Annotated in this window: 13 protein-coding genes; 6 read left to right on the top strand and 7 right to left on the bottom strand. The window is 59.3% G+C overall.

The window, feature by feature from the left end; translation table 11 throughout:
• Positions 1 to 7: 7 nt before the first annotated feature.
• Positions 8 to 1,660, top strand: a complete 1,653-nt coding sequence (locus tag EDC28_RS12430) for an amidohydrolase (RefSeq protein WP_123421827.1) — start codon at positions 8 to 10, stop codon at positions 1,658 to 1,660.
• Positions 1,661 to 1,684: 24 nt separating this feature from the next.
• On the opposite strand, the gene EDC28_RS20155 is transcribed toward EDC28_RS12430, so the two are convergent.
• The 3 genes from EDC28_RS20155 to EDC28_RS12420 all read right to left on the bottom strand — a co-directional run bounded on the left by EDC28_RS20155 (position 1,685) and on the right by EDC28_RS12420 (position 4,705).
• Positions 1,685 to 1,852: a hypothetical protein gene (locus EDC28_RS20155; protein ID WP_157052950.1), complete on the bottom strand. Its 168-nt coding sequence runs from the start codon at positions 1,850 to 1,852 to the stop codon at positions 1,685 to 1,687.
• Between the two features lie 70 nt (positions 1,853 to 1,922).
• Positions 1,923 to 4,160: an aminotransferase class V-fold PLP-dependent enzyme gene (locus EDC28_RS12425; RefSeq protein ID WP_123421826.1), complete on the bottom strand. Its 2,238-nt coding sequence runs from the start codon at positions 4,158 to 4,160 to the stop codon at positions 1,923 to 1,925.
• Between the two features lie 122 nt (positions 4,161 to 4,282).
• Positions 4,283 to 4,705 carry a hypothetical protein gene (locus tag EDC28_RS12420; protein WP_050659474.1) on the bottom strand — a complete coding sequence of 141 codons (423 nt, stop codon included), beginning with the start codon at positions 4,703 to 4,705 and terminating at the stop codon, positions 4,283 to 4,285.
• Between the two features lie 172 nt (positions 4,706 to 4,877).
• Here EDC28_RS12420 and EDC28_RS12415 point away from each other — a divergent pair, with 172 nt between their 5' ends.
• The 3 genes from EDC28_RS12415 (at position 4,878) to EDC28_RS12405 (ending at position 6,805) form a co-directional block, all read left to right on the top strand.
• Entirely contained in the window at positions 4,878 to 5,495 is a 618-nt protein-coding gene (locus tag EDC28_RS12415) for a trimeric intracellular cation channel family protein (protein WP_050659475.1), read from the top strand.
• 76 nt (positions 5,496 to 5,571) lie between these two features.
• Positions 5,572 to 6,411 carry a mechanosensitive ion channel family protein gene (locus tag EDC28_RS12410; RefSeq protein WP_123421825.1) on the top strand — a complete coding sequence of 280 codons (840 nt, stop codon included), beginning with the start codon at positions 5,572 to 5,574 and terminating at the stop codon, positions 6,409 to 6,411.
• Between the two features lies 1 nt (position 6,412).
• Entirely contained in the window at positions 6,413 to 6,805 is a 393-nt protein-coding gene (locus EDC28_RS12405; RefSeq protein ID WP_050659477.1) for a hypothetical protein, read from the top strand.
• Here EDC28_RS12405 and EDC28_RS12400 read toward each other — a convergent pair.
• The gene (locus EDC28_RS12400; protein ID WP_050659478.1) at positions 6,756 to 8,345 is read right to left on the bottom strand and encodes a cation:proton antiporter family protein; all 1,590 of its coding nucleotides are present in this window, start codon (positions 8,343 to 8,345) and stop codon (positions 6,756 to 6,758) included. The genes EDC28_RS12405 and EDC28_RS12400 overlap by 50 nt on opposite strands.
• 71 nt (positions 8,346 to 8,416) lie before the next feature.
• On the opposite strand from EDC28_RS12400, the gene EDC28_RS12395 reads away from it, so the two are divergent.
• Positions 8,417 to 8,902 carry a glutathione peroxidase gene (locus EDC28_RS12395; protein ID WP_123421824.1) on the top strand — a complete coding sequence of 162 codons (486 nt, stop codon included), beginning with the start codon at positions 8,417 to 8,419 and terminating at the stop codon, positions 8,900 to 8,902.
• On the opposite strand, the gene EDC28_RS12390 is transcribed toward EDC28_RS12395, so the two are convergent.
• Positions 8,871 to 10,490 carry a M28 family metallopeptidase gene (locus EDC28_RS12390; RefSeq protein ID WP_123421908.1) on the bottom strand — a complete coding sequence of 540 codons (1,620 nt, stop codon included), beginning with the start codon at positions 10,488 to 10,490 and terminating at the stop codon, positions 8,871 to 8,873. The genes EDC28_RS12395 and EDC28_RS12390 overlap by 32 nt on opposite strands.
• A gap of 147 nt (positions 10,491 to 10,637) precedes the next feature.
• Positions 10,638 to 11,384 carry an HAD-IIA family hydrolase gene (locus tag EDC28_RS12385; protein WP_050659481.1) on the bottom strand — a complete coding sequence of 249 codons (747 nt, stop codon included), beginning with the start codon at positions 11,382 to 11,384 and terminating at the stop codon, positions 10,638 to 10,640.
• A gap of 94 nt (positions 11,385 to 11,478) precedes the next feature.
• Between EDC28_RS12385 and EDC28_RS12380 the strand changes: the two genes are divergently transcribed.
• Positions 11,479 to 12,270, top strand: a complete 792-nt coding sequence (locus tag EDC28_RS12380) for a DUF3025 domain-containing protein (protein WP_123421823.1) — start codon at positions 11,479 to 11,481, stop codon at positions 12,268 to 12,270.
• A gap of 28 nt (positions 12,271 to 12,298) precedes the next feature.
• Here EDC28_RS12380 and EDC28_RS12375 read toward each other — a convergent pair whose 3' ends face one another.
• Positions 12,299 to 13,639: a dicarboxylate/amino acid:cation symporter gene (locus EDC28_RS12375; RefSeq protein WP_050659483.1), complete on the bottom strand. Its 1,341-nt coding sequence runs from the start codon at positions 13,637 to 13,639 to the stop codon at positions 12,299 to 12,301.
• Positions 13,640 to 13,816: the final 177 nt, after the last annotated feature.

The following is a 13,816-nucleotide window of genomic DNA, read 5'->3' as shown; positions in this document are numbered from 1 at the left end:
AGTGGTCATGGTTCGTGGTTTGGTAAGGGCCCTGGCGGGGCTGTCGTTTGGCCTGTCGGCGCTGTCATTTGGCCTTTCGGCCCAAAGCCTGGTGCTGGATAACGTCACCGGTTATGGCTGGCAGGGCGACAAGCTGGTGCCGTTTAGCCGGCTGGTGATTGAAGACGGTAAAGTCCTGGCAAGGGGCGATAACCGCCTGGCCATCCCCCAAGGGGCAGAGGTAAGGGATCTTGCCGGGAAAACGGTGCTGCCGGGGCTGATTGATGCCCATGGCCACGTAATGGCCCTCGGGGAAGGCACTCTCAATGTGGATTTAACCGGCGCCAAATCCCTGGCCGACGCCCTGTCTAGGGTGGCGCGCTTTGCTAAAAAGCACCCCAAGCTGCCGTGGATCCAAGGCTGGGGCTGGAACCAGGAGCTGTGGCCCGATAAACGCATGCCCACTGCCTCGGACCTAGCCATGCTCACCGACGGTCGCCCGGTGTGGCTAAGCCGGGTGGATGGCCACGCTGGCTGGGCCAACCAGGCGGCCTTGACTCTCGCCGGCATCAACGCCAAAACCCCCGAGCCCAGTGGTGGCCAAATCTTGCGTGGCCGCGACGGCCAGCCCAGCGGGGTGCTGGTGGATAACGCCATGAATTTAATGACTGCTCACCTGCCACAGCTCAGCGATGCGCTACGCGGCCAGGCGCTGGACGCTGCCCTTGGGATCATGGCCAAAGTGGGTCTTACCGGGGTAGGGGACGCCGGTGTCGACTTGCCCACCTGGCAGCTCTATCAGCAGCGCCAAGCCAGCCTCACTACCCGCATTTACGCCATGCTCGAAGCCAAGCCTGCCACCTGGCAAGCCGTGAAGGCCCCTATCGGCTGGCAAGGGAGCGATCTGTTGGCAGCGCGGGCGGTCAAGGTATTTGCCGACGGCGCCCTTGGCAGCCGAGGCGCCGCCATGCTGGCCGATTACAGCGACAAACCGGGCCACAAAGGCTCAATGCTCTATGGCCCTGGCGAGCTGGAAAAGGTGATGCGCGCCGCCTTTGACGCCGGTTTTCAGGTGAACGTTCATGCTATTGGCGACGCCGCCAACCAGCGGGTGCTGGACACCTTCGCCAGCTTTCCTCCAAGCGAGCGCAAGGGCCGGCGCAACCGTATCGAGCACGCCCAGGTGATGACCCTTGGCGACATCGAGCGCATGGCCAAACTTGGGGTAATAGCCTCCTTCCAGCCCACCCACGCCACCTCCGACATGAACATGGCCCAGAGCCGCATCGGCAAAGACCGCCTCAAAGGGGCCTATGCCTGGCGCAGCCTGGTCAAAGCTGGAGTCAAGATGGCGGCCGGCTCGGATTTCCCGGTGGAAAGCCCCAACCCCTTCTACGGCCTTTATGCGGCGGTGACCCGCCAGGACCATCACGGCCAGCCCAAAGAGGGCTGGCACAAGGAACAAGCCCTGACCCGCGAAGAAGCGCTGTATGATTTTACCCGTGGCGCGGCCTATGCGGCCTTTATGGACAAATTCACCGGCAGTCTGGCGCCGGGGCAGTGGGCGGATTTGGTGATCTTGGACGACGACTACTTTACCGTGCCGGACAGTGACATTTGGCAGCTAAAGCCCAGGGAAACCTGGCTGGCAGGCAAGGCGGTGTACCGCAGGGTGGAATAAAAAAGGGCGCCAATGGCGCCCTTTTTAGTGACCGGCCTTGTCGATGGCGCCGCTCAGCTCGGTGCTGATAAAGGCGGCGCCAAAGATAAGCAGGCCACCAATCAGCATGGTGTTGCGGCTTTTCAGCAGCCAGCCCAGTATCAGCAGCACCAGGCCTATTACCCTCACCACGTGGTCAAACTGTTCGAACATCCCTCTTACCCGTTTATATCGTTGTTGTGGCTAACATTGTTTGCCATTGGCGCCGGCCTTGCAATATCCGTTACTGGCTGAGGGCCACCCCGCCTTTAAGGTGGTAAGCCCGGCGGCCAAGGCGGGTGAGGGCAGCGGCAGCCACTTGGGAGCGCGAACCGCTGCGACAATAACAGACCAGCGGTTTGTCCTCAGGGTGCTCCAAAAGGTATTGGGCCAGGCGCGACAGCGGCGCGCTGGCGTCATTGCCCAGATGCTGCAAGTGGTGCTCGTGGCTTTCTCGTACGTCCACCAATAAGGGGGTGTCGAGAAGGGCCAGATCGTCCAATGTCAGCTCCTGCTCGGCGCTGAGTTTTAGGTTGAGGTTGGTGACCCCACAGCGAATTTCGCAGCCCTCCATGGGGGTGTCGAGGGCTTGGTCGAGGCGGGCTTTCTGGTCGGCAAAAGCCGCTTCGTCGAGCATCGACACCGGCGCCAGCACCTGGGCCAGCAGCGGGTTGCTGCGCCGCTCGGCCTCCAGGGAGGTAAAGAGCAGGTTGTGATAGTCATGGGCAGGCAACAACAAGGCTTTGGCCGGCAGCTGCTGGCCCAGCGCTTTTAGGCTGCGATAAAGGGCCTTGGCATCGGAGCTTTCAAAATCGGTGCGGCCAAGGCCGCCGTGCAGCACGGTGTCGCCCACAAAAGCGGCCTGAATATCCTCGCCCTTACTCAGCAGCAGCGCGACGGCGTCGCTGGTGTGGCCTGGGGTTGCCATGCGGCTTAGCCAATTGTCGCCAACAGCAATGGCGGGCAGGCCAAGGGGGCCAGTGCTTGCCTGCTGTGGCCAGCCAAGGGCGTCTACGTCGCTGCTGGCAAGGCCCAGGCGCTCGGCCAGCACTGGCGCGGCAGAGAGGTGGTCGGCATGGCCATGGGTGTCGAGGATGGCGGCGACCTGCAAACCCTGGCAGCTGATGGTTTCAACCAGGCGCTCGACAAGGGGCGAGACCGGGTCAATCACTATCGCCTGGCCTTGGCTAACCAACAAATAGCAGCAATCGGCGCCGCTTTTAAGCTGTACCAAGCCTTCAAGCTGTTCCGTGGGCTTGAGATGGCCCGGGTGGCGGCAAGAATAGCGCAGGGCGTCGCTGGCCTTGGCGATACGCTCACAGGCGTGGTCAAGCTGGGCTTGGGTCATGGCCGGGCCAAAGGAGAGGCGAATGGCCGCTTCGCTTTGCCAGGCCGGCAGGCCCATGGCGTCCAGTACAAAAGAGCGGGTGGCGCCGGAGGAGCAAGCCGAGCCGCTCGATACCCGGATATTGGCGGCATCAAACAAATCCAGCAGCTCTTTTGAGGCAAAGCCTTTTACCGAAAAATTAAGCGTGGTTGGCACGCTTACCGAAAAATCGTTGTTAAACACCAGGCCGGGAAAGGCGGTCAGCAGCGCGTCGGCCAGCTGCGCCCGAAAGCCATTAAGGGTGTCAACCGAGCGAAAGGTGCTGTGGGCCGGGTCCAGCAAGGCCTCAAGAATGGGCTTTAACGAGGCGATACCCGGCAGGTTTTCGGTGCCGGAGCGCAGCCCCTGTTCTTGACCGCCGCCGGCAATAAAGGGCGAAAACGGCGCCTTTTGGCGCACATACAAAAGGCCGATGCCTTTCATGGCGTAAAGTTTGTGGCCGGAGAAGGGAGCGTAATCAATGCTGGTGTCGCTAAGGGCCAGAGGCATTTTACCCAGGGCCTGCACGCAATCGACCATCCACAGGCATTGCGGGTTCTGGCTGCGAATTGCTTCTTCAACAGCGCTTAAATCCTGGCGCGCGCCGGTTTCGTTGTTCACCGCCATGGTGCAGATCATCAAGGCGTCTTTGGCGTGGCGGCGGATAAAGTCGAGATCCAAAAGCCCCTGGTGATTCACCGGAATGGCCATCACTTCGGCATCGATGCCCAGCAATTGGTTCCAGTGCTTGAGGGTGTTGGGCACCGCTTTGTGTTCGGTTGCCCCGTAAAGCAGCAGTTTACCGGGGCGATTGAGAAGCTCAGGTTGGCTTTTAACCGATGACAGTGCCGACACCACGGCGGTTTGAATGCCTTCGGTGGCACCGGAGGTAAAGATAAGGTGGCCATTACTGGCACCCAGTACCTGGCGGGCCAACTGGCGGGTGCTTTCCATCAGGTGGCGAGCCTTGAGGCCGGTAATATGGGTGGAGCTGGGGTTGCCGTAAAGCGCTCGCATCACCTCTTCTACGGCGGCCACGGCCTCGGGAAGTACCGGGGTGGTGGCGTTGGTATCGAGATACACCTCATCAATGCCGGAGGGGGTAAGCGCGCCCATATTACTGCTCCTTGAACCTATACGACTGAACAAAGCCCGATACTATATTCACTAAATGAATAATGATATTCACTTTTGGAATATGGCGTTGTTATTGATAGCAAAAAGCCATAAAAAACAAATCAGTGGCTGTCCCAGTTGGCGGCAAGATCCCAACCTGCGTCGGTTTTGACCAGCTCATAGCGCTGCTCAACCGGCACCACATCACCGCTTTTGAAATTCCCGAAGGTCAGGTGCAGTTGCCAAAGGCTCAGGCCCTTGTCCAACATGCCCAGCCACTGGCCGTCACGGGCTTTATCCTGCGCCTCGCCGGTGAGCTGGTCAAAGCCTTTGAGAAAAACCAAGTCGTACTTCACATCCACCAGGTAACCGTCTTTGCCTTTGGCTTTGCCGTCCACCTTCTCGAGGTTACGAATAAGCACCGCATCCGGCCCCAATTGCTGCTGGTACTGGCGGCTGAGGATGCGGGTCATGTCGCCGGTATCCGGCGCCTGGCTACAGGCACTTAGCAGCAGGGAAAGGGCAAACAGCAAGGCGGCTCTCATTTATCACTCCATCTTATGGTCAGGAAAAGGTTTGCGCGGTCAGCTGCTCGCCAATAAAGGCTTTTACGCATATTTTGCATCAATAAAACTAATGGATTGGTGCAAAAAAGGTCATGTGCGTACTGGCCGCCAGCTCCTTATAATCGCAGCACCTTATCAAAGGATGGCCGCCATGTTGCTGACTGTTTTATACATTATCGGTATTACCGCTGAAGCCATGACCGGCGCCCTGGCCGCAGGCCGGCGCAGCATGGACCTGTTCGGGGTCATGATCATCGCCTGCGTTACCGCCATCGGTGGCGGCTCCATCCGCGACATCCTGCTAGGCCACTACCCGCTGACCTGGGTCGCCCACCCTCAGTATATTCTCATCATCTGCTGCGCCGCCCTGGTGACCACCTGGATAGCGCCGCTGATGAGTCGCCTTCGCAAAGTGTTTTTGCTGCTCGACGCCCTGGGGCTGGTGGTGTTTTCCATCATCGGCGTCAAGGTGGCGCTGTCCATGGAGTTTGGCCCAGGGGTTGCCGTTATCTCGGCGGTGATAACTGGGGTCTTTGGCGGCATCCTGCGCGACATGCTGTGTAACCGTATCCCTTTGGTGTTCCAAAGGGAGATTTACGCCGGGGTGTCTTTGGTGTCGGCGGTGCTGTATCTGGCGCTCACTGCCCTTGGCCAACCGGACTTGCTGGCTACCCTGGTGACCCTGGCGGTGGGCTTTTCCATGCGGATGCTGGCCCTTCGCTTCAACATCGGCCTGCCGGTTTTCCAATACCAGGGCGAGCACGACTGAATAACCGTTAACACCCCTGAGACATTTTCGCCGGTTAGCGATAAGCTCAACTAAAAGTGTTTTAGGGATCAAAAGGATGCTGAACGAAGAGTTCGATTATCTGACCAGCCTTACCCAGCAGGTGACCGACTATCTGGTGCAGTACGGCTTCCAACTACTGGGAGCGATGCTGATCGTGCTGCTGGGCTGGCTGGCCTCCAACTGGGCCGGGCGCTCGCTGCGCCGCCTGGGGGATAACCGCCAGTGGGATCAGACCCTGGTGCGGTTTTTTTCCAACTTGGTGCGCCTGGCGGTACTGGCCATCTTCTTGGTGATAGCGGCTGGCAAGCTTGGCATCACCATCAGCCCCCTCATTGCCGCCATCGGCGCCGCTACTTTCGGTTTGAGCCTCGCTTTGCAGGGCCCCGTTGCCAACTACGGCGCCGGGGTGGCACTTATCCTGACCCGGCCCTTTTCGGTGGGGGATACCCTGGAGCTTTTGGGGCGCGCCGGTTTGGTGGACGACATCACCCTGGCCCAGACCGTGCTGATTACCGAAGACGGCGAGCGTATTCACATCCCCAACCGCAAGGTGCTGGGGGAAATTTACCAAAATTCCAATCAGTTCAAGCTGGTAGAGACCACGCTGCTGCTGCCAAAAGAAGCCAACCCGGAGCAGGCCCTGACCTTGCTGGAGGCGGCCTTGGCGTCGTTCGATGCCAAAGAAGCCCCCAAGGTGCAACTGGGCATCGACGCCTTTACCGCCCTTGGGATCCGGTTGGTGATAAGAGCCTGGGTGCCCACCGCCCATTATCATCAGCAGCGCCTGGCGCTTAACCTCAAGCTTTATCAGGTGCTGGATGGGGCGGGCATGGCACCGGCCAGCCCGGCGACTGTGGTAGCCTTGAATGAGTTAACGGAAAAGGGAGCGCAATAACATGAGTGCAAAATGGAGTTTAGCCCTGGCGGCGGTGGCCCTTTGTGGCTGTACGCAAGCCGCCTCAACCCCTGCCAAGGAGCCAACCGTGATCACCAAAAGCGACAAGAGCCAACCGTTAAAGCCGGTCAAAGGTGTGGCGGTTACCTTCAAGGGTAAGGTGGTGTTTCAGGGCCTGGAAGGGGGCTTTTTCGGCATTATCGACGACACTGGCCGTAAATGGCTACCCTTGAGCCTGCCCAAGGAGATGCGCCGCCCAGGCCTGGTGGTAGAAGTGGACGGCACCCCCGACCCAGATGTAATGACCATCCAGCAATGGGGCACCCCCCTTCGCATCAACAGCATTAAAGTCCTTGATGATAAGGACGCTGTGGCCCCAGGCGTGCGATATTGAGCACGTGGCGGGCAAAACCGGCGCCCGCCTCTTCAAAGATATTGAACACTTCGATACCCATGGCTTTGAGTTCTTCGACTTCGTCGGGGAACTTGGCCACCGCCGCCACCTTGCCTTTATAACCCCGCTCCTTGAGCTCTTCTGCCGCGAACAGGTTACCGTGGTGGTTGGGCATGGCCAGCAGCACCAGCTCTAAAAACTCGTCGTGGCGGATTTTGGACCAAAAATCCGAGTCGGTGGCGTCCCCCACCAGCACCTGGCGCCCGGCCTCTTGATGCTCGCCCACCTTGTCGGCGGCGTGATCGATGCCCAGTACCGCTTCGCCAAACTCGGCCTTGAGCTGGTCGTAAGCACCGGTTCCCAGGCGGCCCATCCCGAAGATAAGTACCTTGGCGCCGCCGATGTCGATGGGGGCGTCGTCCGGGTGCAGGTGGCGCTTTTCATAGCGTTTAAGGTTGGGAGTGAGGCGCCGATAGACGTTCTCGGCCCAAGTGTTAAGGGGCGAGGCCAGGGCAAAAGATATGGAAAGAGCGATGGCAATTACCGTTAGCCACTGGCCGCTCAGCAGCCCCGCCTTGGCGCCAAGGGCGGCCACAATCAGGCCAAACTCGGAGTAGGTGGCAAGGGACAGCGAAGCCAGCACCCCGGTCCGCACCCGAAGGCCAAAAAGGCTTAGCACCCAAAAATACAGGCCGGTTTTCAGCGGCAGCAGCAACACCAGGGCGATGGCCAGCAGCAGCATCGGCAAGTCCGGCAGGCCGTTAAGGCCAATGCTTAAGAAAAAGCCCACCAGCAGCAGCTCTTTGAGGTTAAAGAGGGTTTTGGAAAGCGCGTCGGCGCGGCTGTGGCCGGCGACCATCATCCCCATCACCAGGGCCCCAAGATCGGGTTTGAGGCCCGCGGCCTCAAACAGGCTTACCCCGGCCACCATGGCCAAAAACAGGCCAGCCAGGCTTTGCAGTTCGGAGTTGCTGCACCAATCGAGCAGTTTGTAGAGCACCGGGCGCAGCAGCGGCAAGGCCAGCAGCGCCGGGGCCCAAAAGGCCGGCATCTTGCCCTGGGCAAAGGTTAAAAACAGCACCGCGAAGATATCCTGCATCACCAGAATGCCGATGGCGAGGCGCCCGTAGAGGGAGCTGGTGTCGCCTTTGTCTTCCAGCACCTTGACCGCAAACACCGTCGAGGAAAAAGCCAGGGCAAAGGCCACCACCAGCCAGGAGCTGATCTGCCCCTGCACCAGCCCTAAAAGCGCCAGGCAGGCGATGCCGACGGTAAAAAAGGCCACCGAGCCAATCAGGTGCAAAGTGGTGGCGCCCCAGACTTCAGGCTTGATGAGGTTTTTGATTTTCAGCTTCAGGCCGATGGTAAACAGCAGCAGGGTGACACCCAAATCAGCAATGGTGTGCAGGCTATCAGGGGTTGGAATACCGGCGCCGTGCAGCGCAAAGCCGGCAACCAGAAAACCCACCAGCGGTGGCAAGCCCAGGCGACTCAGGGCCAGGCCGCAGAAAAAGGCCAATGCGATAACGGCTGCACTCATAACTGTAATGGTTCCCGGGCAAATTTTACCTCATGATAACAGCATCTATTTTCAACGCGTTACAGAGAACCATGCAGCCAAAGGATATTGCACTGACCCGCCTCGATGGCACCCGCGAAAACATCGACCAATACCAAGGCAAGCTGTGGCTGGTGGTCAACACCGCCAGTAAATGCGGCTTTACTCCCCAATATGAGGAGCTAGAGGCGCTGTGGCAGCAGTATCAGCACCGCGGCTTGGTGGTAATGGGCTTTCCCTGTAACCAGTTCATGCACCAGGAGCCCGGCTCCAACCAAGCCATTGCCAGCTTTTGCGACCTGAATTTCAAGGTCAGCTTCCCGATGTATTCAAAAATCGAGGTCAATGGCCCCGAGACGCACCCGCTCTATGCCTGGCTGAAAAAAAATGCGCCCGGGGTCCTGGGATCCCGGGCGGTGAAGTGGAACTTTACCAAGTTCCTAGTGGCGCCTAGTGGGCAGGTAAAGCGTTACGCTCCCCGCACGGCGCCGATGCGCATCAAAGACGTTATTGAGCAGTGGTTGCCGGCGGGCGACTAAATTCAGCCCCCGGCTGCCAGCTTGGCCAATCGCGGTTGGTGGCCAAAGATTCAATCACGTCGTGCAGCGCCTGCAGGTCGGACAGGGCACCGCGCAGGTCCCAGTCGGCCTGGTATTCGTCACAGGCATTGTGATAGCAGCCTTTGAGGCGCTTTTGCATCATCGCCCGGTACTTGGCCACATCGCTGTCCCAGGGCTGGGTGCCGCCACCGGCGTACAGCGCCGGGATCCCCGCCTTGGCAAAGTTGAAGTGATCGGAGCGGTAGTAGCCGCCGGCTTCCGGCCTGTCGTTAGGCACCAGCACTCGCCCTTGTTTGGCCAGCGCCGCACTCAGCTCACGCTCCAGGCTGGTTTTGCCCTGGCCGACCACCACCATGTCCTTGGTGGGGCCAAAGACGTTGAGGCTGTCCATGTTGATGTTGGCTACGGTCTTGCCAAGGGGAATGGACGGGTTGGCCACATAGTATTTGGAGCCCAGCAGGCCTTGCTCTTCGGCGGTTACCGCCAGGAAGGCGACCGAGCGGCGCGGTTTTTCCTTGCCCTCATAAAGCCCCTTCAAGGACTGGGCCAGGCTGATAAGGCCGGCGGTGCCGGTGGCGTTGTCCATGGCGCCGTTATAGACGGGGTCGTCTTTGTGGCTCGGGTCCATGCCCAGGTGGTCCCAGTGGGCGGTGATGATAACGGTCTCGTCGGTTTGGCCCGGCAAGATGCCCATCACGTTATGAGACTCGGTGTTTTTGACCTCGCTAGTCATGGCCACGCTGGCTTTGGCGTCAAGGCTTAGCGCCGTTGGGGCTTTGCCGGCATCGGCGGTGACCTTGGCAAAATCGAGCCCGGCCTGGCTAAAGACGCGCTTGGCGGCGTCTTCGGTTATCCAACCGGAGAAATCAGACTTGGCAATGTCCTGGCCGGCCAGGTCATAACGGGCGCCACCCCAAGAGTTTTCAACCACAGACCAGGGGTAAGAGGCAGGAGCCGTCTGGTGGATGATAAGGGCGCCGGCAGCGCCCTGGCGGGCCGCTTCGTCAAACTTGTAATCCCAGCGGCCGTAGTAGGTCATGGCTTTGCCGTCAAAGCGTTTATCGCCGGTGGCATAGCCGGGGTCGTTGACCAGCATCACCACCACTTTGCCTTTAACATCAACGCCTTTGTAATCGTCCCAGCCGAGGTCTGGGGCGTGGATACCGTAGCCCACAAACACCAAGTCGGCGTCTTTGACTTCAGTTTGGGTCACCGCTTTGGGGCTATTGATCACCATGTCTTTGAGGTAGTCGAGCTTGAGCTTACCCAGCGTCAGGGCGCCAGGGTGGCTGGTAATGGACACCAGCGGCACGGTTTGCAGGTAGCTTTGGCCAAAACCGGGCTTGAGGCCCAGGCGTTTGTATTGAGCTTGGAGGAAGGCAAGGGTCTTGGTTTCGCCTTCGGTGGCTGGCAGGCGGCCCTGGAAGTCGTCCCCAGACAGGGTTTTAACAAACTGGCCGTAACTTTGCGCGTCCAGGCCCTTGGAGAGGTTATCCCCCGGCACGGCGGCGTTGACACTGGATGCCAGCATCAGGCCCACGGCAATGAGACTGAGTCGGGTCTTCATGTCTTTATCCTTATTGTTGACGTTATGTTGCACCATGGCACAGGGCGCCCTGGCCGCCAACGGCAAGGCGGTTATCGGTTGCAAAGATGCGGCAAAAGGCAGGAGCGGTGAAAAGTTGCCCAGGCGCCCAAGCACCTGGGCCTAGCCTTAAAAGACGTCGATTTCGGCGACGCTTTTAAAAACGTGGTTGGGGCGAAAGGGCATCTTGGGAATGTCGTCGCGGGTCGACACCCCGGAGAGCACCAAAATGGTCTCAAGGCCGGCCTGAAAGCCCGCCAGGATATCGGTGCGCAGGTTGTCACCAATGATAACCGTGTTCTCGGAGTGAGCGCCGATATGGTTAAGGGCCGAGCGGATTATCCAACTGGAAGGTTTACCCACGTAAAAAGGCTGCTGACCGGTGATGCGCTCGATAGGGGCGCACAAAGCGCCACAGGCCGGGCTCTGGTTGGGGCCGTTAAAATCGGGGTTGGTGGCGATAAAGCGGGCGCCGCCGGCCACAAAGCGGGCGGCCTTGTGGATCATGTCCCAGTTGTAGGAGCGGGTTTCACCGATGATCACAAAATCGGGGTTGATGTCGGTGATGGTAAAACCGGCCTGGTACAGCTCGTGGGTGAGGGCGCCGTCACCAATCACGTAGGCCTTGGTGCCGTCCTGGCGGCGCAGAAAGTCGGCGGTGGCCATAGCTGAGGTGTAGAACTTTTCTTCCGGCACCTCGATGCCAGCGGCGGCCAGGCGGTTGTGCAGGTCACGGGCGGTTTGAGAGGGGTAGTTGGTCAACAGAACCAGCGGATTGCCCTGCTCCAGCACCCGGCGAATAAAGCCGTCGGCGCCGGGAACGGCGGTGTTGTCGTGCATTAGCACGCCATCGATATCGCAGATGATATTTTTCATGGAAGTCTGACAGTTAGCGGTGTTGTGCCAGTGATACCAGAAAAGCGCGGTGTTTTGCTACACTGGCCGCCTTTTAGCGAGCGGGATTTCATCGGTGAACTGGCAGTGCGATTTTCTTCAAAGCGGGCTTTATTGCGACCTGCAACGGTTGTTCCCGGCGCTTGCCAGTGAGCGCGATTTCCCCAGCCTTGACACCTTAGCCAGTTGGCTTGCCCCCAATACCCTCACCGAGCAGGGCCAGCACATCCGCTTTTGCGCCGAGCCGCCCGGGGATTATTACGAGTTGCAGGTGATGCAAACCGGCAGGGTGCCGACCCGCGAGCAGAACTGGCATGATATGTTCAACGCCCTTGCCTGGGCGCTCTTTCCCCAAGCCAAGGCCCGTATCAACGCCCTGCATGTGGCGGATATCGCGGCTTTTGGCCTGCACCCCAGAACCTTGCGCCGCGACAGCCTGACCCTTTTTGACGAGTGTGGGGTGCTGGTGCCCTCGAGCGACAAATCACTCCTTGAAGCCCTTCGCCAGCATCACTGGCGCGAGGTGTTCTTTACCCAGCGCCGGCGCTGGGGGCGGGACATTGAAGCGCGGGTCTTTGGCCACGCGGTCTACGAGCAGGGGCTGACCCCTTATCTGGGCCTGACCGCCAAGATGTTTCCCATCGAAGTGGTGCCTGAGTATTTCAGCCTGAGCCTTAAAGAGCGCTACCGGTTTTTGGATGCCAACCTGGCGACCATGCTCACAAACGGCGCCCTTAATAACAAAAAGCGGCTGTCACCCTTACCGCTACTGGGGGTGCCGGGCTGGTGGCCAGGCAATGCCGACAGCGCATTTTTTGATAACCCGCAGTATTTCAGGCCGCTTTTTAAAGCCCGCGCCCCGCTATAAAAAAGGCCGCTGGTTAGCGGCCTTTTTCTCAGCTCTGTGAAGTGCGGTGCGGCAGGTGCACCTCTTCTTCTTTTTGGGCGGCATGAGGGTCGTTGTAGACCGCCTCGTCCAAGGCCCCTTCGGATTTGGCCACCACCACTGTCACCATGGAATCGCCGGTGATGTTGACTGCGGTGCGGGTCATGTCCAGCAGCCTGTCTACGCCCATGATAAGGCCGATGCCCTCAACCGGCAGGTTCACCTGGTTAAGCACCATGGCCAGCATGATAAGGCCGACGCCAGGCACACCGGCGGTGCCGATGGAGGCGAGGGTAGCGGTGACTATCACCATCAGAAAATCGCTGACCGACAAGTCCACCCCGTACACCTGGGCGATAAAGACGGTGGCCACCCCTTGCATGATGGCGGTGCCGTCCATGTTGATGGTGGCGCCAAGGGGCACGGTAAAGGAGGCTATGGTGTTTTTGGCGCCGAGCTTCTTGGTCACGGTTTCCAGGGTCACCGGCAGGGTGGCGTTGCTGGACGAGGTGGAGAAGGCAAAAAGCGCCGCGTCGCGCATCTTGCTGATAAACATCAGCGGGCTTAGGCGAGTTAAGGCCTTGAGCAGCACAGGGTAGGTGATAAAGGCGTGCATCAGCAGCACGGCTACCACCAGGCCAAAGTACATGGCGAGGCTGCCGAGGGTTTCAAAGCCCTTGCTGGCGAAAAGCTTGGCCATCAGGAAGAACACCCCGAACGGCGCCAGGTTCATCAGAATGGTGACCAGTTTCATGATCACCTCGTTGAAATCCTCAAAGAGCTTGGCAATGCGCTCGCCGGCTTTGCCGCAAAGGGCGATGGCGATACCAAAAAGTACCGCAAACACAATGATTTGCAGCATGTTGCCAGAAGCCATGGCCTCAATGGGGTTGGCCGGCACCAGATTGGCAAACACATCGGCCAGGTCCGGGGCCTTGGCCGCCTGATAGCTAGCGTCGGTTTTCAGATCCAGGCCGCTGCCGGGTTTGAGTAGCAGCGCCATCACAATGGCAAGGGTAATGGCGATGGCGGTGGTGATGAGGTAAAGGCCGATGGTTTTCAGGCTAAGGCGGCCCAGGGTGGCAGGGTCTGACAGCGAGCAGGTACCGCACACCAAGGACACAAACACCAGGGGCACCACCAGCATTTTCAATGAGTTGATAAAAAGTTGGCTGCCAATTTGAAAAAGGCCGCCGGTCAGCCAGGTTTGCACAAAGCCCGGCTCAGGGGCGCTCTGGCCAGGCTCGGCATGGGGTGTGAGATAAAAGCAGATAAGCCCCACCACAAGACCCAGTGCCATACCGATGACGATACGCGCCGTAAGGCCCAATTTTCCTTTTTGTTTTGACATGGCCTTTCCAAAAGGTTGCTAGCAAATTCCCGCTAATCTAGCAGCTTAACGGCAACTCGAACAACCGACCACCTCGGGCCGGGATCACGAAAACCACTGCCGGCAGCTGGCGCGGGCCCAGGGCAAGCTGAAGGACTGGCCAGAGCCTGAGGCAAGAAAAAACCCGGCGTTGCCGGG

Origin of the sequence: Gallaecimonas pentaromativorans, from assembly GCF_003751625.1 — a bacterium.
GTDB lineage: Bacteria > Pseudomonadota > Gammaproteobacteria > Enterobacterales > Gallaecimonadaceae > Gallaecimonas > Gallaecimonas pentaromativorans.
This window is presented reverse-complemented; position numbering and strand designations above follow the sequence as displayed.

Excerpts from the sequence above, each read along its gene's own strand:
- EDC28_RS12425 (WP_123421826.1), bottom strand. The coding sequence starts at position 4,160 with ATGGGCGCGCTTACCCCCTCCGGCATTGATGAGGTGTATCTCGATACC.
- EDC28_RS12375 (WP_050659483.1), bottom strand. The coding sequence starts at position 13,639 with ATGTCAAAACAAAAAGGAAAATTGGGCCTTACGGCGCGTATCGTCATC.
- EDC28_RS20155 (WP_157052950.1), bottom strand. The coding sequence starts at position 1,852 with ATGTTCGAACAGTTTGACCACGTGGTGAGGGTAATAGGCCTGGTGCTG.
- EDC28_RS12430 (WP_123421827.1), top strand. The coding sequence starts at position 8 with ATGGTTCGTGGTTTGGTAAGGGCCCTGGCGGGGCTGTCGTTTGGCCTG.
- EDC28_RS12395 (WP_123421824.1), top strand. The coding sequence starts at position 8,417 with ATGCAGCCAAAGGATATTGCACTGACCCGCCTCGATGGCACCCGCGAA.
- EDC28_RS12405 (WP_050659477.1), top strand. The coding sequence starts at position 6,413 with ATGAGTGCAAAATGGAGTTTAGCCCTGGCGGCGGTGGCCCTTTGTGGC.
- EDC28_RS12415 (WP_050659475.1), top strand. The coding sequence starts at position 4,878 with ATGTTGCTGACTGTTTTATACATTATCGGTATTACCGCTGAAGCCATG.
- EDC28_RS12385 (WP_050659481.1), bottom strand. The coding sequence starts at position 11,384 with ATGAAAAATATCATCTGCGATATCGATGGCGTGCTAATGCACGACAAC.
- EDC28_RS12420 (WP_050659474.1), bottom strand. The coding sequence starts at position 4,705 with ATGAGAGCCGCCTTGCTGTTTGCCCTTTCCCTGCTGCTAAGTGCCTGT.
- EDC28_RS12400 (WP_050659478.1), bottom strand. The coding sequence starts at position 8,345 with ATGAGTGCAGCCGTTATCGCATTGGCCTTTTTCTGCGGCCTGGCCCTG.
- EDC28_RS12410 (WP_123421825.1), top strand. The coding sequence starts at position 5,572 with ATGCTGAACGAAGAGTTCGATTATCTGACCAGCCTTACCCAGCAGGTG.
- EDC28_RS12390 (WP_123421908.1), bottom strand. The coding sequence starts at position 10,490 with ATGAAGACCCGACTCAGTCTCATTGCCGTGGGCCTGATGCTGGCATCC.